This is a genomic window from Limnohabitans sp. T6-5 (genome assembly GCF_003063315.1).
GTDB lineage: Bacteria > Pseudomonadota > Gammaproteobacteria > Burkholderiales > Burkholderiaceae_C > Limnohabitans_A.
On record NZ_NERV01000001.1, the window covers coordinates 473,061 to 492,914 of the forward strand.

Genomic DNA, 19,854 nt, shown 5'->3' on the forward strand with positions numbered 1-19,854 from the left:
ACAACCGTCCTCACATGAGCTCTGGAGCCCGCATCTTTGCTGCCCGCCGCTACCGGCTGAGCACCCTCACCGTGCCCAACGATCTGTTCGTCGCCGTCATCACGGGCAGCAAAGAACTGCACACCCCCACCCACCGCATCACGGCCAGGCAAGGCCAAGCCGTTCTGATTGCCAGAGGCACGCAGTGGGACGTGGTCAACGACCCACACGGCCAACCACAATACGAGGCCTTGGTGCTCGCCTTTGACGATGCGCTGGTGCACGAATTCCACGAACGCGCTCAGGCACACAGCACATCCATCGTCACATCAGCCCAAGTCATCGCATTGGACGATGCACTGATTGAAACCCTTCAACGCACCCTGCCCGGCAAGCACACGCCATCCATGGCCGTGATGCGCCATCGCAGCCAGGAAACACTGCTTTTGCTGGAAGAAAAAGGCCACCGCTTTGCACCGCCCCACGAATTGAGCTGGGTCGAACGCATCCAGCACCTGATCGGCCAGCGCATGGACGCCGACTGGAACGTGCGCGCCATCGCCCAAGCCTTCCACATGAGCGAATCCACGCTGCGCCGCCGACTGGCCGACTCGGACACCACTTTGGCCGCCATCGTGCGTGATATTCGTCTGCAAACTGCGCTGGGCCTGCTGCAGGCCAGCGATTTGTCGGTGGGCGAAGTGGCCCAACGCTGTGGCTGGGAATCGCACAGCCGATTCACCGCCGCTTTTCAGCAACGCTGGGGCGTTGCCCCTTCGGTGGTGCGCGCCCGATTGAAAGAAACCGCACAAGATCTGGCAGACAAAGGCTAAGCGCTATCGCCCACATGCGAGACCATCAGGGGGTCTTCAACCTCAAGAGGAAATCCTCATGGAAACCATCATCCAACTCGCTGGCACCGCACTGCTCTGCATGGTCTTGTCAGCCCAGGCGGCCGACTTTTCTGTCATCAGTCCCAGCCTGAAACCGGGCGGCACGCTGCCGACAAAGCATGTCCTCCAGGGTTTTGGCTGCACAGGCGGCAACACTTCGCCCGCCCTGTCATGGCAAAACGCCCCAGCAGACACACAAAGCTTTGCCATCACCGCCTATGACCCCGACGCCCCCACCGGATCAGGCTGGTGGCACTGGGTGGCATACAACATTCCAGCCACCGTGCAATCGGTCAGCGAAGGTGCGGGTGCAGCCAATAGCCAACAACTGCCTGCGGGTGCAACCCAAGGCAAAACCGACTTTGGCACCGTCGGCTATGGCGGGGCGTGCCCACCTGTTGGCGACAAGGCACACCGGTACATCTTCACCGTGCATGCGCTCAAGACCCCAAAGATCAACCTGCCCCCCGACGCCTCCGCCGCCATGATCGGTTTCATGATCCACATGAACAAATTGGCAAGCACGTCACTCGAGGTCACTTATGGGCGGTGAACCACAGCACCTTGTGAAAAGGTTCTTGCTTGCGCGACTTCACCCATGGTGTGCGCGATATGCCTGCGTCAGTCCACCATAGCCCCATGCCCCCGCCCGCACATCATCCACATGGATGTAGCTTTCATGGTGCAGGTTCGGCATCAGGGCTGACAAACCGTTAAACACCGCCTGGATGTACGCCGCCTTTTCGGCAAGCGTGTTGGTCTCGTCCGTGATCTTGATCTCGACATAGGCGCTGGAGCGCCCTTGCTCGGCCAAGGTACGACCGCCCACCACCCAATGCTCGGGTTCGACATAACGCACAGCAATGGAGGTGAGTTCGGGTTTTTTATGCAGTAGCCTGGCTGTCAAATCAGACAGCAATGTGGCCACCTCTCGGGTGGTTTGCGCATGGGCTGGGCCGCTGAGCAAGACGTTCAAAATAGGCATGGTTTTTTCTCCTGTGAATGAAGGTTGCAACTTTATTTGCACAGGCAAACCTTGGAAACAGCACATAAAGCAAATTGGTTAACCGTTATTTGCAAAACAAACCCAAAATAGCCCATGCCTTTTCACTTGGACGACCTCGCACTTTTTGCCCGCATCGCGGCGCTGGGCTCCCTGTCAGCGGCCGCCCGTGAACGCGACATCCCGGTCAGCCAGGTCACACGTTCACTGACGCGGCTGGAAACCGCGTGCGGCGCACGCCTCATGCACCGCAGCACCCACGGCCTGAGCCTGACCGACGAAGGCGACACACTGCTCGCTCATGGGCAAAACATGCTGAGCAGCGCCGAAGTTCTGGGGGCAGAACTGCAACTGCGCCAGGGCCAGCCCAGTGGCTGGGTGCGCGTGGGTGTGAGCGCATCGGTGGCTGAGGCCGTGATCGCCCCCAGCCTGCCCGGCCTGTATGCGCTTTACCCGCAACTGCACATCGACATCGTGGTGGACGACCGCCTGGCCGACATGGCCCGCGACGGCATCGACATCGCCATCCGCACGGGCGAGGTACACAGCGACAACCTGGTCGCCCGCACCATGGGCCACGCCAGCCGCAGCCTCTATGCCAGCCCCGCCTATCTGGCCCAACACGGCACACCCCAAACACCCGACGAACTGGCCCGCCACCACCTGATTGGCAACAGCAAAGCCCCCAGCATGAACCAGTGGCAAAGGCAAGACACCCCAGCCCCATGGCCCGTGAAGGGCCAAAGCCTGACCGACAACTCGGCCGTCATGCTCACGCTGGTGCGCAGCGGCGTGGGCATTGCCCGCCTCTTTGACATCGTGGCCCGCCACTGGGTGCAAACCGGTGAGCTGGTGCCCCTGCTGCAGGGCAGCTTTGATGTGCACGACATCCCCGTCTATGCCGTGATGCTGCCCGAGCGGCACCGGCTGCCCAAGATCAGGGCTTGTGTGGACCATTGGGCGGGGTGTTTACAGCAAGCACAGACTGATGACCACTGTCCAGCAAGTTAAGCCCATTGAGCGGCAGACCACTGGCGGGCTTTCGCCAATCGGTGACAATCCACACCCTGCCTGCGATCACCATGAAAACCAAGACCTCCTCCATCCTCCCTGTCCTCTTCGCCATCGCCGCTGGCGCTTTGATTCCCCACTCGGCCACCATCGCGGCCAGCCAAAAAGCCGCGAAGCCTGCGGCGCATCAAAAGGCCACCGCCAACAAAAAGGCCGCTGCCGCCGCCAACGCACTGCCGCCACTGGCGGCTGAGACTGCTTTGGCGGCCAATGCCCCTGCGCTGCCCGCCAAAGCCTGGCTGCTGATGGACTACGACTCCGGCCAGGTGCTTGCCTCGGCCAATGCCGACGAAGCACTGCCACCCGCATCGCTCACCAAAATGATGACCAGCTACATCGTCGAGCAGGCGCTGCGCTCGGGCAAGCTCAAACCCACCGACCTGGTCTCGGTCAGTGAAAACGCTTGGTGCCGGGGCACCAGCGCCGAGTCGTGCATGTACCTGCCGCTCAACAGCCAGGCCACCGTCATCGACATCTTGCGCGGCATCATCATCCAGTCGGGCAACGACGCCTCCAAAGCGATTGCCGAGCACATGGCCGGCTCCGAAGCGGGCTTTGCCAAACTGATGAACGCCCAAGCCCAGCGCCTGGGCATGACGCACACGAACTTCGTGAACCCCACGGGCCTGCCCGACCCGGCGCACAAATCGTCTGCGCGAGATCTGGCCATCCTGGCGCGCGCCATCATCCGCGACGGCTCGGAGTACTACCCCATCTACGCAGAACGCGAGTTCAAGTACAACGGCATCAAGCAAGGCAACCGCAACGCCCTGCTCTACACCGACCCCAGCGTGGACGGCTTGAAAACCGGCCACACCGCAGAAGCCGGTTACTGCCTGGTGACCTCGTCCAAGCGCAATGACATGCGACTGATCACGGTCATCCTCAACACCAACAGCCCCCAGGCTCGGGCGGACCAATCGCGAACCCTGCTCGGCTGGGGCTTCGGCAGCTTCGAAAAAGCCATCCCGATTCAGCCAGGCGCTGTGGTCAGCACGGTCAAAGTCAGCTTCGGCAAGGCGGACACCGTGGCCGCAGGCCTGGGCGCACCGTGGCTCTTGACCGTGCCACGTGGCACCCAAGTGCAGACCACCGTGGAAATCAAGCCCGGCCTGGAAGCCCCCGTGACCAAAGGCGCTGTGATCGGCAAAGTGATCGCCACATCGAACGGCAAACCCGTGGGCGAAGCCCCACTGGTGGCGCAAGCCGAGGTGGAGCGTGCGGGTTGGCTGCTGCGCGGCTGGCAGCATGTGATGAAGTTGTTTGGGAAGTAAACAACGTCTGGCCAGCGGTGCCTTTGGCGTGGGCTGCGCAGCCGTTCAAGTTGACGGCTCAGCCCTTGCAGGCTTGAGCCGCATCACAGCCAACACCAAGGCACCTGCGGGTGCCTTTTTCACGGACGAGCAGGTTCAAACCAAGGTCTGCTTCGCTGCAACTTTCGCCCGCGCCGCGTGCAGTTTTTTGTAGCTGTCCAGCAAGCGCTGGTGCCGGTCCAGGGTTTCGAGCTGCAAGCTGGTGGGCGTGAGGCCATGAAAGCGCACGCTGCCGTCCACCGAGCCGATGGCCGCGTTCATGCGCTCATCGCCAAACATGCGCCTGAAGTTCACGACATAGTCCTCTAAGGCCAAGTCCTCGTCCAGCGTCACCTCCAGCACCACGTTCAAGGCTTGGTAAAACAAGCGGCGCTCCACGGTGTTGTCGTTGTATTGCAAGAAAGCACCCACCAGTTCGTGCGCCTCTTCCAGCTGCTGCAAAGCCAGATGGATCAAGAGTTTCAGTTCCATCACCGTCAGCTGGCCCCACACCGTGTTGTCGTCAAACTCGATGCCGATCAGCGTGGCGATGTCGAGGTAATCGTCCAGCTCGTTGTTCTCCAAGCGATCGAGCAATGCCTCCAGCGCCTCGTCGTCCAGGCGGTGCAGGTTGAGCACATCGGCGCGGAACAAGAGCGCTTTGTTGGTGTTGTCCCAAATCAAGTCATCGACCGGGTACACCTCAGAATAGCCCGGCACCAAGATGCGGCAAGCGGTGGCACCCAATTGGTCGTGCACCGCCACATAGGCTTCTTTGCCCATGGCCTGCAAAATGCCAAACAGCGTGGCGGCCTCTTGGGCGGTGGCGTCTTCGCCCTCCCCGGCAAAGTCCCACTCCACAAATTCAAAGTCTGATTTGGCGCTGAAAAACCGCCATGACACCACACCGCTGGAGTCGATGAAGTGCTCCACAAAGTTGTTGGGCTCGGTCACCGCGTTGCTGATGAAGGTGGGCGCAGGCAGGTCATTCAGGCCCTCAAAACTGCGGCCCTGCAACAGCTCGGTCAGGCTGCGCTCCAGCGCCACTTCCAGACGCGGGTGCGCGCCAAATGACGCGAACACACCGCCCGTGCGCGGGTTCATCAGGGTCACGCACATCACCGGGTACACCCCGCCCAGCGACGCGTCTTTGACCAAGACCGGAAAGCCCTGCGCTTCCAAAGCCTCGATGCCCGCCACGATGCCGGGGTACTTGGCCAGCACGGCTGGCGGCACGTCGGGCAAAGCCATTTCGCCTTCCAGGATCTCGCGCTTGACGGCCCGTTCAAAAATTTCGGACAGGCACTGCACCTGCGCTTCGACCAGCGTGTTGCCTGCGCTCATGCCGTTGCTCACGAACAGGTTTTCCACCAGGTTCGAGGGGAAGTACACCACCTCACCGTCGGACTGGCGCACATAGGGCAGCGCACAAATGCCGCGCTCGGTGTTGCCCGAGTTGGTGTCGAACAGGTGTGAGGCCTTGAGCTCGCCATCGGGGTTGTAGATGCTGAGGCAATGCTTGTCCAGCAGGCCTTTGGGCAGCGCATCGCGCTTGCCAGGCTGGAACCAACGCTCGCGGGGGTCGTGCACAAAGTCGGCCTGCGCGATGTCTTCGCCAAAAAAAACGCCCGCATAAAAGTGGTTGTTGTTCAGGCGCTCGATGTATTCGCCCAGCGCCGAGGCCAAGGCGCTCTCTTTGCTGGAGCCCTTGCCGTTGGTGAAGCACATGGGCGAATGCGCGTCACGGATGTGCAGCGACCACACATTGGGCACCAGGTTGCGCCAGGACGCGATTTCGATCTTGATGCCCAAGTTGGCCAAGACCGCCGTCATGTTGGCGATGGTCTGCTCCAGCGGCAGGTCCTTGCCTGCAATGCGGGTCTGCGCCTGCGCATCGGGGTTGAGCGAGAGCAAGGCCTGCGCGTCGGCGTCGAGGTTGTCCACCGCTTCAACGATGAAAGTAGGCCCCGCTTGAATCGCCTTTTTGACGGTGCAGCGGTCGATGGACCGCAAAATGCCTTGGCGGTCTTTGTCGGACATGTCCGCCGGCAACTCCACCTGGATCTTGATGGTCTGCAGATAGCGGTTGTCGGGGTCCACGATGTTGTTTTGCGACAGGCGAATGTGCTCGGTGGGGATGTCGCGCGTCTGGCAATACAGCTTCACAAAATAAGCCGCACACAAAGCCGACGACGCCAAAAAATAATCAAACGGCCCCGGCGCAGAGCCGTCACCCTTGTAACGGATGGGCTGATCGGCCAGCACGGTGAAGTCGTCAAACTTGGCCTCTAAGCGCAGTTTGTCGAGAAAATTGACTTTGATTTCCATGCTGTGATCCCGGGCAATTGAGGCATCCCAGCGGCCGACAATACGTCGATCAGCGGCTGAGAAGGTGAACAAAGGTGGGTAGTTTGCCTGAGCCTAGCACCCGAGCGGTTTTCACTTAAATTCAACCCACCCAAATAAATAAAAATTTATTACTAAATAATGTATTTTTATATCGATAAGTGGCTACTCTTTAGCCACTATCGCGTCCTCCACACTTGTGAAGTGTGAACAACTGATTACAATCACATGTACACGATCAAACGCATGCCCGAGTTTGATGAATGGCTGGCCAGCCTGAGGGATGGCATGACACGCATCCGACTGACCCGACGGCTCGATAAAGTCCAACGCGGTTTGCTGGGCGATGTAGCCCCTGTAGGCGAAGGCGTCAGCGAAATGCGGGAATTCTTCGGACCCGGCTGGCGCATGTATTTTGTCGAGCGGGACGGCATGCTGATCGTGATGCTGGGCGGTGGTGACAAATCCACGCAGTCTGACGACATTGCCCGAGCCATTGCATTGAGCCAAACCCTCACGGAGTGACTGACCATGACCCAAAAAATCAAAGCCACCGACCTGCCCGACTTCGACATGGCCGAATACCTCAAGACCGACGAGGACGTGGCCAACTACCTGACGCTGGTGCTGGAAGAAAACGACCCTGCAGAGCTGACCCACGCGCTGGGCACCATTGCCCGCGCACGCGGCATGACCGAAGTGGCCCGCGCCTCGGGCCTGACCCGCGAAGCCCTCTACAAAGCCCTGCGCCCCGCATCGCACCCGCGCTTTGACACGATTGCCCGAGTCTGCACAGCACTGGGAGTGAAGCTCGTCGCGCAGCCGATGCAGGCTTGATCCGCCACACAGCCAACATCAAGGCATCTTCGGATGCCTTTTTCACGTGCGGCCAGCACCCTCCTCACCCCCTAAAATGCAAACCCATGTTTGAACAAACCTTTAAAAATATCGATGACATCCTGCACAAAGACGCGGGGTGCACCAGCGAGCTGGACTACACCGAGCAATCCTCCTGGCTGCTGTTTTTAAAGTACCTCGACGCCCTCGAAGCCGACAAAGCCACCGAGGCGGTGCTGGAAGGCCGGGACTACCAATTCATCTTGAGCGAGCCCTACCGCTGGTCGGCATGGGCTGCGCCAAAAATGTCAGGTCAGGGTGCAGACGGCAAGATCGACCACAACGCCGCGCTCACGGGCGACGACCTGAAGGCCTTTGTCAACGCGAAGCTGTTTCCGTATCTGGCAGGCTTCAAGCAACGCGCCAGCGGGCCGCAGACCATCAAATACAAAATCGGTGAAGTGTTCAGCGAGATCACCAACAAAATCCAAAGCGGCTACAACCTGCGCGACGTGATTGACCGCATCGACGAATTGCGCTTTGGCAGCCAAGCCCAAAAGCACGAGCTGTCGCACCTGTACGAAGCCAAGATCAAAAACATGGGCAACGCCGGGCGCAACGGCGGCGAATACTACACACCGCGCCCACTCATTCGCGCCATGATCGACGTGGTGCAACCGCAGATTGGCGAACGCATTTACGACGCGGCCTGCGGATCGGCCGGCTTCTTGTGCGAAGCCTTTGCCTACCTGAGCCCCAAAGCCACCAAGGCCGACGACCTGGAGACGCTGCAAAAGCGCACCTTCTACGGCAAAGAGAAAAAGAGCCTTGCTTACGTGATTGGCATCATGAACATGATCCTGCACGGCATCGAGGCGCCCAACATCGTGCACACCAACACGCTGGGCGAAAACATCAACGACATCCAAGAGCGTGACCGCTTTGATGTCATCCTGGCCAACCCACCCTTTGGTGGCAAAGAGCGCAAAGAGGTGCAGCAAAACTTCCCCATCAAAACCGGGGAAACCGCCTTCCTGTTCATGCAGCACTTCATCAAAAGTCTGCGTGCCGGAGGCCGTGCAGCGGTGGTCATCAAAAACACATTTCTGAGCAACACCGACAACGCCAGCGTGGCCCTGCGCAAACAGCTGCTGACCGACTGCAACCTGCACACCGTGCTGGACTGCCCCGGCGGCACCTTTCAGGGCGCGGGCGTGAAGACCGTGGTGCTGTTCTTCACCAAAGGCGAGCCCACCCGCCAAACCTGGTTCTACCAATTGGACCCCGGCCGCAACATGGGCAAAACCAACCCGCTGAACGACGCGGACCTGGTGGAGTTTGTGCAGCTGCAAAAGACCTTTGCCGACTCGCCCAAGAGCTGGAGCGTGAACGCCGACAGCGTGAACCTGGACACGTTTGATCTGTCGGTGAAAAACCCGAACGGCGGCGAAGAAGTGGTGCACCGGAGCCCGGCAGACATCCTGGACGAGATCGCCGCGCTGGATGCCGAGGCGGCGGAGGTGTTGGGGAATATTCGGGGGTTGTTGGCGTGAAGGCGGGATGGGAAACAAAAAGACTCGGGGAAATCATCCAACTGGAATATGGCAAGCCACTCGCCGATTCCGACCGAAACCCGAACGGCCTCTACCCGGCCTACGGCGCCAATGGAATTAAAGACAGAACGGATAAGTTCTACAAGGGTGAGCCTTCCATCATCGTTGGGCGAAAAGGCTCCGCAGGTGAAGTCACGCTGACAGAAGAAAAATACTGGCCACTTGACGTCACATTCTTCGTAGAGTTTGACCGCGCAAAGTATGAATTGCAGTACTTGTACTTTTTATTGCTGACTCTGAATCTGCCGAGCATGGCAAAAGGCGTAAAGCCCGGCATCAACCGCAATGATGTTTACGACATTACCGTCGCAACACCTGACATCGAAGAACAACGCCGCATCGTCACCCTCCTCGACGAAGCCTTTGCCGACATCGCCACCGCCAAAGCCAACGCCGAAAAGAACCTCCAAAACGCCCGTGAGCTTTTTTCAAATCAGCTATCGCTCGCGCTCATACCAAGTGGACCGGATTGGGTTGAAACCACTGTGGGAGAAACTTGTACGCTCAAAAGCGGCACCACAGTTCCCATAAGTATTGAAAGACCTGACGGGGAAATCCCATACGTGAAGGTCGCCGAGATGTCGATGCCAGAAAACGCTGAAGGCATATGCACTTCCATTCGCTTTCTTGACCGCAGCGACGTCAAAAATGGATGGCTGATTCCAGCAGGGGCAGTAATTTTTCCCAAACGGGGAGGCGCGATACTGACGAATAAAAAACGTCTTGTTCTTAGAGAGATGTGCGCGGACCTGAACATCATGTCCGTCATACCGTCTGAGGTGCTGACGCCCGAGTTCCTTTACTTTTACTTCTTGAATGTGGACATGCGAGTGCTTGGCACAGGTTCATCGATCCCACAGATCAATAACTATGACATTGCGCCACTCAAAATTTCCTTCCCAAAATCCAAAGAGAAACAGGTCGAACTAACGGAAATGCTCAGATCAATAGAAGCAGAGTGTCATTCGCTTGAAGCCATCTACCGCCAAAAACTCACCGCCCTCGACGACCTCAAAAAGTCACTGCTGCACCAGGCCTTCAGCGGGCAGCTTTGACCGTCGCTTGCGGTGAACCGTCGACACGCTATCGACGGTTGGTCTGTATGGAAGTCGGTGACAAAACGTCACCGACTCGAAGCTTCAGGAAAGACTTCAGTCGGTTACGCGCTGTAACCGACTGAAGCAGTTCAACCGTACGAGGAAAACGTACAGTTGAATCGGCGACCAATCACGGCTCTTATGAATCCAAATTAGTTACACTGATTGACCCCATCCAACGCAGCCTGCTTATGACCAAGAACCGCATTGCCAACCAGCACCATGCCACCTTTGAAGGCATCCGCCAGCTCGACGCAGAGGGCAATGAATACTGGTCAGCCCGTAAGCTCGCCAAGGTCTTGGATTATTCCGAGTACCGACACTTCCTCCCCGTTATAGAGCGAGCCCGGGCGGCTTGCCAAAACAGCGGCCACGCATTAACAGACCATATCGAGGATGTCCTCGATATGGTCCAGATCGGCTCTGGCGCTGAACGCGAACTGGCCGATGTTCGCCTGTCGCGTTATGCCTGCTATCTGATTGTTCAAAACGGTGATCCATCCAAACCGGTCATTGCCAACGGCCAGACCTACTTTGCAATGCAGACGCGGCGGCAAGAGCTGGAAGACAGCGCCAAGTTTGCGCAGTTGTCTGAAGATGACAAACGACTTGCCATTCGCAATGAACTGGCGGCGCACAACAAGCATTTGGCGGCTGCTGCCAAAGACGCAGGTGTTGAAAGCAGCTTGGGCTACGCGATTTTTCAGGACCACGGCTACAAGGGCCTTTATGGCGGCCTGGGTGCCAAAGACATTCACGCCCACAAGGGCTTGAAAAAGAGCCAGAAGATCCTGGACCACATGGGCAGCACCGAGCTGGCGGCCAATCTGTTTCGCGCAACGCAGACAGAAGAAAAATTGAAACGCGAAAACGTGCAAGGCAAACGAGAAGCCAACAAGGCGCATTACGAGGTGGGTGAGAAAGTGCGTGCCACCATCAAGGAACTGGGCGGCACGATGCCCGAGGCTTTGCCCACGCCCGCGCAAAGCGTCAAGCAAATCGAAAGCGCCAAGAAAAAGCTGGATGGCAAAAAATGAAAGCTTCCGAATGAACGAAGCCAAAACCAGCGCCACAGCAGACTAAAACCATACGAAAAAACCGCACAGTTGAACCGGTGACAAGCTGTCACCAGTTACCCAACCCAACCAGCCGGATATTGAAACCAAATTGGCTACACTGTTTCGGTTTCACCAATTAGCCCGCCCATGACATCCACCCCCGCCAGCAAGACAGACATTGCGATTTACCAGGCCGATAACGGCGCGGTCGAAGTTCGGCTGCAAGGTGAAACCGTATGGCTCCGTCAAGAACAAATGACTCAGCTTTTCGGGCGGGAACGCTCGGTGATCACGAAGCACATCAAAAATGTCTTTGCTGAAGGGGAGCTGGAGGAAAAAAGCAATGTGCAAAATTTGCACATTGCTGGCTCGGACAAACCCGTCAAGTTTTACAACCTCGACGTCATCATCTCGGTCGGCTATAGGGTCAAGTCTGTACAAGGCACCCGGTTTCGCCAATGGGCCACCACGGTGCTGCGCCAGCACCTCACGCAGGGCTACAGCCTCAACCGCCAACGGCTGGAAGCCAACGCGCAGGAGTTGGAAGCTGCCCTGCTGCTGGTGCGCAAAATCGCGCAGAACCCTGAACTGCCGCAAGAAGCTGGTCGTGGCCTGCTGGATGTGGTCACGCGCTATGCCCGCACGTTTTTGCTGCTGCAGCGCTACGACGAAGGTTTGTTGACCGACCCACCGCAACAACAGGGCGGCACCCTGCCCACGCCTGAACAAGCACGCGCCGCACTGACTCAACTCAAGTCCGACCTGATGAGCCGTGGCGAAGCGACCGACCTGTTTGCCCGTGAGCGCGGCGATGGGCTGGACGCTCTGTTGGGCAACCTGGACCAGTCGGTGTTTGGCGAACCGGCCTATCCCACGATCGAGGCCAAGGCAGCGCACCTGCTGTATTTCGTGATCAAGAATCACCCGTTTGCCGATGGCAACAAGCGCAGCGGTGCATTCTTGTTTGTGGACTTTTTGGCCCGCAATGGCCGTTTGATGGACGCCAACGGCCAACCCGTCATCAATGACATAGGCCTGGCGGCCCTTGCGTTGCTGGTTGCCGAGTCTGACCCCGCACAAAAAGACACCTTGATCCGACTGATCATGAACATGCTGGCACAGCAGAACTGACCCATGAACGAAGCCGAAACCCGCGCCGAACACATCGACCCGGCCCTGGCCGCCGCAGGCTGGGGCCAGGTGGATGGCAGCCGGATCTTGCGGGAGCACAACATCACGGCGGGTCGCCTGCAAGGCGCGGGCAAGCGGGCTCGGGCCGACATTGCGGACTATGTGCTGGTCTACCGCAACACCAAGCTGGCGGTGATCGAGGCCAAGGCTTGGGCCAAGCCGCTGACCGAGGGCGTGGGCCAGGCCAAGAGCTACGCGGCCAAGCTGGCGATTCGCCACACCTACGCCACCAACGGCCAAGGCATCTACGGCATCGACATGCACACGGGGGCCGAGGGCGAAGTGGCCCGCTATCCCACGCCCGACGAGCTGTGGGACATGGCCTTTGGCGATAGTGAGGCGCAAGCGGCCGCCTGGCGCAAACGCTTTGCCGCCGTCCCGCTCGAAGACAAAGGCGGCACCTGGACGGGCCGTTATTACCAAGAGAGCGCCATCACCCGCGTGCTGGAGGCGGTGGCCAACGGCAAAGACCGTGTGCTGCTGACGCTGGCCACAGGCACGGGCAAGACCTTCATCGCGTTTCAGCTGGCGTGGAAGCTGTTTCACAGCCGTTGGAACCTCAAGGATTGGAAAGACGGCACCGAGCCCAGCCGCCGTCCGCGCATTTTGTTTTTGGCAGACCGCAACATCCTGGCCGATCAGGCGTTCACCGCGTTCTCGCCCTTCCCCGAAGATGCGGTGGTGCGCATCGACCCCAGCGACATCAAGAAGAAAGGCCGCGTGCCCAAGAACGGCAGCGTGTTCTTCACGATCTTCCAGACCTTCATGAGTGGGCCTGGCGAGACCCCCTACTTTGGCGAATACCCGCCAGACTTTTTTGACTTCATCATCATCGACGAGTGCCACCGTGGCGGCGCCAATGACGAAGGGAGCTGGCGGGCGATTTTGGAGTACTTCAGCCCCGCCGTGCAGCTGGGCCTGACGGCCACACCCAAGCGCACCATCAACGCCGACACCTATGGCTATTTTGGCGACCCGGTTTACACCTACTCCCTCAAGGACGGCATCAACGATGGCTTTTTGACGCCGTTTCGCGTCAAGCAGATCGTGACCACGCTGGACGACTACGTCTACACCGCCGATGACATGGTGCTGGACGGCGAAGTGCAGCAAGGCAAGCGCTACGAAGAAAAAGACTTCAACCGCAGCATCGAGATCAAAGAGCGCGAGGCCTACCGCGTCAAGCTGTTCATGGACAGCATCGACCAGCGCGAAAAGACCATCGTGTTTTGCGCCACCCAGCAACACGCTCTGCTGGTGCGCGACCTGATCAACCAGATCAAGACCAACCCCGCGCCTGACTACTGCGTGCGCGTGACGGCCAACGACGGCAAGCTGGGAGAGCAGCACCTGAGCCAGTTTCAGGACAACGAAAAATCGCTGCCCACCATCCTGACCACGTCGCAAAAACTATCGACGGGCGTGGACGCCCGCAACGTGCGCAACATCGTGCTGATGCGGCCCGTGAATTCGATGATCGAGTTCAAGCAAATCATCGGGCGCGGCACGCGCCTGTATGACGGCAAGGACTACTTCACGATCTATGACTTTGTGAAGGCGCACCACCTGTTCAGCGACCCGGAATGGGACGGCGAACCTGTGGAGCCCGAGCCACCCGCCGAAAAGCCTTTGCCCCCAAGCTGGCAACCGCAAGACCCGACCGAGCCACCCAAGGTGCGCGAGCCGGGCGAAGAGCGCCCAGCCAAGCTGGTGGTCAAACTGGCCGACGGCAAAACCCGCACCATCCAACACATCACATCCACCAGCTACTGGGGGCCAGACGGCAAGCCGCTGTCACCCGCGCAGTTTTTGGAAAGCCTGTTTGGCGCCCTGCCCGAGTTTTTCAAAAACGAAGACGAACTGCGCACCTTGTGGGCCGACCCCACCACACGCAAAGCGCTGCTGGGCGGCCTAGCCGACAAAGGCTTTGGCCGCGACCCACTGCGCGAGATGCAACGCATCATCGAAGCCGAAAAAAGCGACCTCTTCGACGTGCTGGCCTACGTGGCCTTTGCCCTGCCCACCGAGACACGCGCCACCCGTGCAGATCGCGCCAAGGCGCACAACGCGGTGACTTACGGCCAAAAGCAACAAGCGTTCTTGGCCTTTGTGCTGGACCAGTACGTGACCCAAGGCGTGGACCAACTCGACGCCGACAAACTTACCCCACTGCTCAAGCTGCGCTACAACGCGCTGAATGACGCGATGGCGGAATTGGGGGATGCAGTGCAGGTGCGGCAGGCGTTTGTGGGGATGCAGCGGTATTTGTATTCGTCACAACTGTGACCCTTGAACCGGAACCCAATAATGAACAAACGTAATCTACTCAGATGCAATCTTGAGGCAACATGGACAAACACCATACAGCTTTACTACAACTCACAATTGATCAACTCTGAACATTCATTGCAGGTGTATTTCTGCATGGAATTGCTTAAGCAATTTCAGTCAAAAAATTTGCAACGCAGAATATTTATCGAACCCAATATCCAAACAAGCTGCGGCATACGTTTCCCGGATGTCGTGATATGCAATAGTCAAGAAATTATCTGCATTGTTGAATTGAAGTACGCGCCCAGAGGGCGTCCAAGCATCGGCAAAGACTTGGAAACGCTAAGTTTTTCAACCAGTGAGCCCTTTGAAATCAAAAACGAACGCTATCACGGTCCCTCAAGAGAGGATCTGAAAAAATACACCGTGGCCGACGACGCGATCATTTGTTGGGCAGGCATTTACACCGGCGAACGGATCAACCTGACATCAATTCCAAAAGAACAAAAATTTGAAGACCGATTCCTTCAGATGGATGGTTTGACGAATCAAGATGATGACCCTGAAATTTGGATCAATGAGCGTCGAATTCTTGCTGAATGTGCGAATTAATTTGGCAGACCAACGGCACAGCTACGGCGAAGATCGATTCCAGTTGCTGGGCCGCATCGGCTCACGCATCTTTGTCGTGGTCTACACCCCACGCCCACAAGCCACACGCATCATTTCTGCCAGAAAAGCCAACACCCGAGAGGTCAAGGAATATGACAACGACACGACTGAAAATTGAACCAGGAAAAATGGTCGACAAACACATTGGACGGATCAACGTGGCCCAAGTGGATGCCACCACAGAAGCGCAAATTACCCTGCAAAAAGCGCAAGACGAAGCGCTGGCCATGCAAGACGCAGCCAAGTTTGCACGCCGCGTGCGCCGCCGTTTGGGGTTCAGCCAAGCCGAATTTGCCACCCGGATTGACGTGTCACTGGAAACCATCCGCAATTGGGAACAAGGCAAACGCAGCCCCACAGGCGCGGCCAAGGCATTGCTCAAAGTCTTGGACAAAGCGCCCGAAGCGGCGCTGGCGGCATTGCATTGAACCATAGACCTCGCACGCGACATGAGCGATGTCCTCAGTGTGTCCAAGCCATTTACAACTCAATGGTTCAACTGCCCCCAAGCCTTCTCCAGCCGCTTGATGCTCACCGGCTGCGGAGTGCGCAGCTCTTGCGCGAAGAAGCTCACGCGCAGCTCTTCCAGTAGCCAGCGGAACTCCAACATGCGGGCGTCTTGGGCGCCTTTGCGTTCGGCCACCAGGCGCCAATAGCGTTGCTCTTGCGGTTTCAGCTCTGCCAGGCGCTGGGCGTCGCGGGCGGGGTCGGCGCGGTATTTGTCCAGGCGCAGGGTGATGGCTTTGAGGTAGCGGGCGTAATGCTGCAACTGCGGCCACGGCGTGGCGGCCATGAAGTTTTTGGGCATCAGGCGTTGCAGTTGTTGGGTGCAATCTGCGGTCGCGTCAGGCGCGTTTTTGGTGTCCTTGATCTTGCGGGTGGCCGCGCCAAACTCCAGCAAGATGGTGCCCGCCAGCCGGGCGACTTCGTTGGCAATCAGGGTCAGGCGGCCCCGGCCTTCTTCGATGCGGCGCTTGAAAGTCAGCTCGTCATTGGGCAGCGGGTCGAGCAAGAAGGCGCGGTCCAGCGCCACGTCGATGATCTGGGTTTTCAGCTCGTCCGCTGTACCGAGCGGCATGTAGGCCACCGCCATTTTTTGCAGGTCTGGGATGTTTTTCTCAAGGTACTTGAGCGCGTCTTTGATCTGCAGCGCAAACAGGCGGCGCAGGCCCGCGCGGTTTTTGCTGGCGGCCACGTCGGGCTCGTCAAACACTTCGATGGTCACCGCGTCTTGCATGTCCACCAGCGCGGGGAAGCCGATCAGGGTCTGGCCGCCTTTGCTGATTTCCATCAGCTCGGGCAACTCGCCGAAGGTCCAGGAGGTGTAGCGCTGGGGGGCGATGGGGGCTTGTTTGGCCGGGGCGTTTTGGCGTTTGGGTTCTTGCTTGGAATCAATTGGGGTCAGAGCCCGATTTCCTTCGGACAATCGGGATCCGACCCCATTTGATTTTTGGTCTGAAGTGGAGGCGCCCGCAGGCGCTGCCGCCACTTTGAGCTGCGCCAGCGCCTGGAACGCACCCCGCGCTTTGGCACCCAGCTCGCCTTTGAGCGCACCCAGGTTGCGGCCCATGCCCAACTGGCGGCCGTGCTCGTCCACCACGCACAGGTTCATGAACAGGTGCGGGCTGAGCATCTCGTGTTTGAAGTCGGTGCGCTTGATGTCGAGGCTGGTTTCGTCGCGGGCTTTTTTGAGCAACACATCGGTCAGCGACCCGCTGCCAAACAGCTCGGGCAGCGACAGCTCGGCGGCCAGGCGCGTGGCCGATTCGGGCAGCGGCACGAAGCGGCTGCGTGGGCGCTGCGGCAGGCTTTTGAGCAGGGCCTGGATTTTGTCTTTGAGCAAGCCGGGCACCAGCCATTCGCAGCGGTCTTCGCTGACTTGGTTGAGCACAAACAAAGGCACCGTCACGGTGACGCCATCGCGGCCGTCGCCCGGTTCGTGCAGATAAGTGGCCTGGCAGTCGGTGCCGCCCAGGCGGATGTGTTTGGGAAAAGCCTGCGTGGTGATGCCTGCGGCTTCGTGGCGCATCAGCTCTTCGCGGGTCAGCAGCAACAGGCGCGGCTGCTTGGCGCTTTCAGTGCGATACCAGTTCTCCAGCAGGCGGCCGCTGCACACATCGGCAGGCAGTTGCTGGTCATAAAAGGCGTAGATCAGTTCGTCGTCCACCAACACGTCTTGGCGGCGCGACTTGTGTTCCAGCTCTTCGACCTTGGCGATCATCTTGTGGTTGGCGGCCAAGAACGGCAGCTTGGTCTCCCACTGGTCGCCCACCAGCGCTTCGCGGATGAAAATCTCGCGTGCGCCGTGCAGGTCCACCCGGCTGTAGGGCGTACGGCGGCCGCTGTAGACCACCAGGCCATACAGCGTGGCCCGCTCCAGCGCCACCACTTCGGCCGATTTCTTTTCCCAATGTGGGTCGAGCAGTTGTTTCTTGAGCAAGTGCGCACCGACTTGCTCCAGCCACTGCGGCTCGATGGCCGCAATGCCACGGCCAAACAGGCGCGTGGTCTCGACCAGTTCGGCCACCACGATCCAGCGGCCCGGTTTTTTGCTCAGGTGCGCGCCGGGGTGTTTGTGGAACTTGATGCCGCGTGCGCCCAGATAGGCCTCTTCGTCTTCGAGCTTGTAGCCCACGTTGCCCAGCAGGCCCGCCAACATGGACAGGTGCAGCTGCTCGTAACTGGCGGGCTGCGTGTTGATGCGCCACTTGTGTTCGGCCACCACGGTGAGCAGTTGGGTGTGGGTGTCGCGCCACTCGCGCACGCGGCGGATGTTGATGAAGTTCTGACGCAGCAGTTGCTCGTATTGGCGGTTACTCAGCTTGTGCTGCGAGGCTTCTTTAATCGGGGTCAGATCCCGATTGTTTGGCCCCGGCTGGCCAGCTGGATTTAATTGGGATCTGACCCCGATTGATTTGGATGGGCCGCCACGGGCGTCGTGAATCCATTTCCACAGCTTCAGGTAGCCGGTGAATTCGCTCTTGTCGTCGTCAAACTTGGCGTGTTGCTGGTCAGCCTGGGCTTGCGCGTCCATGGGTCGGTCGCGCACGTCTTGCACGCTCATGGCGCTGGCGATCACCAGCACTTCGTCCAGCGCTTCGCGGCCACGCGCTTCCAAAATCATGCGGCCCACACGCGGGTCCAGCGGCAAGCGGGCCAGCTCTTTGCCAATCGGCGTCAGCTCGTTGTCGTCGTCCACCGCGCCCAGCTCTGCCAGCAATTGGTAGCCGTCGGTGATGGCGCGTTTGGACGGCGCTTCGATGAACGGGAAGTCTTCCACCACACCCAGGTGCAAGCTCTTCATGCGCAAGATCACGCCCGCCAAGGACGAACGCAAAATTTCCGGATCGGTAAAGCGCGGGCGGCCGGCAAAGTCTTTGTCGTCGTACAGGCGAATGCAAATGCCGTTGGCCACGCGGCCGCAGCGGCCCGCACGCTGGTTGGCTGCGGCCTGGCTGATCGGCTCGACCATCAGCTGCTCGACCTTGCTGCGCAGGCTGTAGCGCTTGACCCGCGCCGTGCCTGCGTCGATCACATACCGGATGCCAGGCACCGTCAATGAGGTTTCGGCCACGTTGGTGGCCAGCACGATGCGGCGGCCATTGGACGCCTCAAAAATCTGGTCCTGCTCGGCCTGCGACAGGCGGGCAAATAGCGGCAGCACTTCGGCGTTGCGGGTCAGCGGCTGGTGCGCCAGGTGTTTGCGCAGGTGGTCGGCGGCTTCGCGGATTTCGCGCTCACCGGGCAAAAAGATCAGGATGTCGCCCCCTGCCCCGCCTTGCCAGAGTTCGTCCACGCCGTCGGCCATGGCTTCATTGAGGCCGTAGTCACGCGTCTCCTCAAATGGCCTGTAGCGCTGCTCGACTGGAAAGGTGCGGCCCGAGACCATGATGACCGGGGCCGGGCCGCTGCGCGAGGCAAAGTGTTTGGCAAAGCGGTCGGCGTCGATGGTGGCCGAGGTGACGACGATTTTCAGGTCGGGGCGGCGCGGCAAGATCTGGCGCAAGTAGCCCAGCAAGAAGTCGATGTTCAGGCTGCGTTCGTGCGCCTCGTCGATGATGATCGTGTCGTAGGCCTGCAGCAGCGGGTCGGTCTGGGTTTCGGCCAGCAAAATGCCGTCGGTCATGAGCTTGACGGAGGCGTTTTTGCTCAAACGGTCTTGAAACCGCACCTTGAAACCCACCACCTCGCCCAGCGGCGTTTTCAGTTCCTCGGCAATGCGCTTGGCCACCGAGCTGGCCGCAATGCGCCGGGGCTGGGTGTGGCCGATCATGCGGGCGCGTTCGCCCGGCTTGGCGTTGAGCTTGCCGCGCCCCAGCGCCAGCGCGATTTTGGGCAGCTGGGTGGTTTTGCCCGAACCCGTTTCACCACAGACGATGATGACCTGGTGCTGGTCCATGGCGGCCATGATTTCGTCACGGCGGGCAGAGACGGGCAGGCCTTCGGGAAAGTCGATTTGGAGGGGCGTGGTATGGGCAGAGTCGGTCACGGCTGAATTATCCCACGACACGTGTTCACGTGCTACACTGGT

Annotated in this window: 17 protein-coding genes; 14 read left to right on the forward strand and 3 right to left on the reverse strand. The window is 59.2% G+C overall.

Annotation, left to right across the window (positions count from 1 at the left end; genetic code table 11):
* Nucleotides 1-14: 14 nt before the first annotated feature.
* Nucleotides 15-812 (forward strand): helix-turn-helix transcriptional regulator, encoded by a 798-nt coding sequence (locus B9Z51_RS01855; protein WP_108371296.1) that lies wholly within the window; start codon nucleotides 15-17, stop codon nucleotides 810-812.
* 58 nt (nucleotides 813-870) lie between these two features.
* The gene (locus tag B9Z51_RS01860; protein ID WP_108371298.1) at nucleotides 871-1,425 is read left to right on the forward strand and encodes a YbhB/YbcL family Raf kinase inhibitor-like protein; all 555 of its coding nucleotides are present in this window, start codon (nucleotides 871-873) and stop codon (nucleotides 1,423-1,425) included.
* Nucleotides 1,426-1,464: 39 nt separating this feature from the next.
* Here B9Z51_RS01860 and B9Z51_RS01865 read toward each other — a convergent pair whose 3' ends face one another.
* Nucleotides 1,465-1,857 (reverse strand): 4-oxalocrotonate tautomerase family protein, encoded by a 393-nt coding sequence (locus B9Z51_RS01865; protein WP_108372631.1) that lies wholly within the window; start codon nucleotides 1,855-1,857, stop codon nucleotides 1,465-1,467.
* Nucleotides 1,858-1,971: 114 nt separating this feature from the next.
* On the opposite strand from B9Z51_RS01865, the gene B9Z51_RS01870 reads away from it, so the two are divergent.
* Both B9Z51_RS01870 and B9Z51_RS01875 read left to right on the forward strand, forming a co-directional pair.
* Entirely contained in the window at nucleotides 1,972-2,886 is a 915-nt protein-coding gene (locus B9Z51_RS01870) for a LysR family transcriptional regulator (protein ID WP_108371299.1), read from the forward strand.
* Nucleotides 2,887-2,957: 71 nt separating this feature from the next.
* Entirely contained in the window at nucleotides 2,958-4,220 is a 1,263-nt protein-coding gene (locus B9Z51_RS01875; protein ID WP_108372633.1) for a D-alanyl-D-alanine carboxypeptidase family protein, read from the forward strand.
* Nucleotides 4,221-4,355: 135 nt separating this feature from the next.
* Here the strand turns inward: B9Z51_RS01875 and B9Z51_RS01880 are convergent, their stop codons facing one another.
* Complete coding sequence (locus tag B9Z51_RS01880; protein ID WP_108371301.1) at nucleotides 4,356-6,566, reverse strand: OsmC domain/YcaO domain-containing protein; 2,211 nt, start codon at nucleotides 6,564-6,566, stop codon at nucleotides 4,356-4,358.
* A 246-nt stretch (nucleotides 6,567-6,812) separates the two neighbouring features.
* On the opposite strand from B9Z51_RS01880, the gene B9Z51_RS01885 reads away from it, so the two are divergent.
* The 10 genes from B9Z51_RS01885 to B9Z51_RS01930 all read left to right on the forward strand — a co-directional run bounded on the left by B9Z51_RS01885 (nucleotide 6,813) and on the right by B9Z51_RS01930 (nucleotide 15,751).
* Nucleotides 6,813-7,109 (forward strand): type II toxin-antitoxin system RelE/ParE family toxin, encoded by a 297-nt coding sequence (locus B9Z51_RS01885; RefSeq protein ID WP_108371302.1) that lies wholly within the window; start codon nucleotides 6,813-6,815, stop codon nucleotides 7,107-7,109.
* 6 nt (nucleotides 7,110-7,115) lie between these two features.
* Nucleotides 7,116-7,421: an addiction module antidote protein gene (locus B9Z51_RS01890; RefSeq protein WP_199227424.1), complete on the forward strand. Its 306-nt coding sequence runs from the start codon at nucleotides 7,116-7,118 to the stop codon at nucleotides 7,419-7,421.
* 86 nt (nucleotides 7,422-7,507) lie between these two features.
* Complete coding sequence (locus B9Z51_RS01895; RefSeq protein ID WP_108371306.1) at nucleotides 7,508-8,974, forward strand: N-6 DNA methylase; 1,467 nt, start codon at nucleotides 7,508-7,510, stop codon at nucleotides 8,972-8,974.
* Nucleotides 8,971-10,089, forward strand: coding sequence for a restriction endonuclease subunit S (locus tag B9Z51_RS01900; protein ID WP_108371308.1), 1,119 nt, complete (start codon nucleotides 8,971-8,973; stop codon nucleotides 10,087-10,089). Before B9Z51_RS01895 ends, B9Z51_RS01900 begins: the two co-directional genes overlap by 4 nt.
* A 233-nt stretch (nucleotides 10,090-10,322) precedes the next feature.
* Complete coding sequence (gene dinD / locus B9Z51_RS01905; RefSeq protein ID WP_108371310.1) at nucleotides 10,323-11,168, forward strand: DNA damage-inducible protein D; 846 nt, start codon at nucleotides 10,323-10,325, stop codon at nucleotides 11,166-11,168.
* A gap of 168 nt (nucleotides 11,169-11,336) precedes the next feature.
* Entirely contained in the window at nucleotides 11,337-12,320 is a 984-nt protein-coding gene (gene rhuM / locus B9Z51_RS01910; RefSeq protein ID WP_108371312.1) for a RhuM family protein, read from the forward strand.
* Nucleotides 12,321-12,323: 3 nt separating this feature from the next.
* Nucleotides 12,324-14,666, forward strand: a complete 2,343-nt coding sequence (gene hsdR / locus B9Z51_RS01915; protein ID WP_108371313.1) for an EcoAI/FtnUII family type I restriction enzme subunit R — start codon at nucleotides 12,324-12,326, stop codon at nucleotides 14,664-14,666.
* Nucleotides 14,667-14,687: 21 nt separating this feature from the next.
* Nucleotides 14,688-15,263, forward strand: coding sequence for a hypothetical protein (locus B9Z51_RS01920; protein ID WP_108371315.1), 576 nt, complete (start codon nucleotides 14,688-14,690; stop codon nucleotides 15,261-15,263).
* Entirely contained in the window at nucleotides 15,229-15,441 is a 213-nt protein-coding gene (locus tag B9Z51_RS01925; protein WP_199227425.1) for a BrnT family toxin, read from the forward strand. Before B9Z51_RS01920 ends, B9Z51_RS01925 begins: the two co-directional genes overlap by 35 nt.
* 10 nt (nucleotides 15,442-15,451) lie before the next feature.
* Nucleotides 15,452-15,751, forward strand: a complete 300-nt coding sequence (locus tag B9Z51_RS01930; RefSeq protein ID WP_108371317.1) for a DNA-binding transcriptional regulator — start codon at nucleotides 15,452-15,454, stop codon at nucleotides 15,749-15,751.
* A gap of 59 nt (nucleotides 15,752-15,810) precedes the next feature.
* Here B9Z51_RS01930 and hrpA read toward each other — a convergent pair whose 3' ends face one another.
* A complete protein-coding gene (gene hrpA / locus B9Z51_RS01935; RefSeq protein WP_108371318.1) occupies nucleotides 15,811-19,812 on the reverse strand; it encodes an ATP-dependent RNA helicase HrpA in 4,002 nt (1,333 codons plus the stop codon).
* Nucleotides 19,813-19,854: the final 42 nt, after the last annotated feature.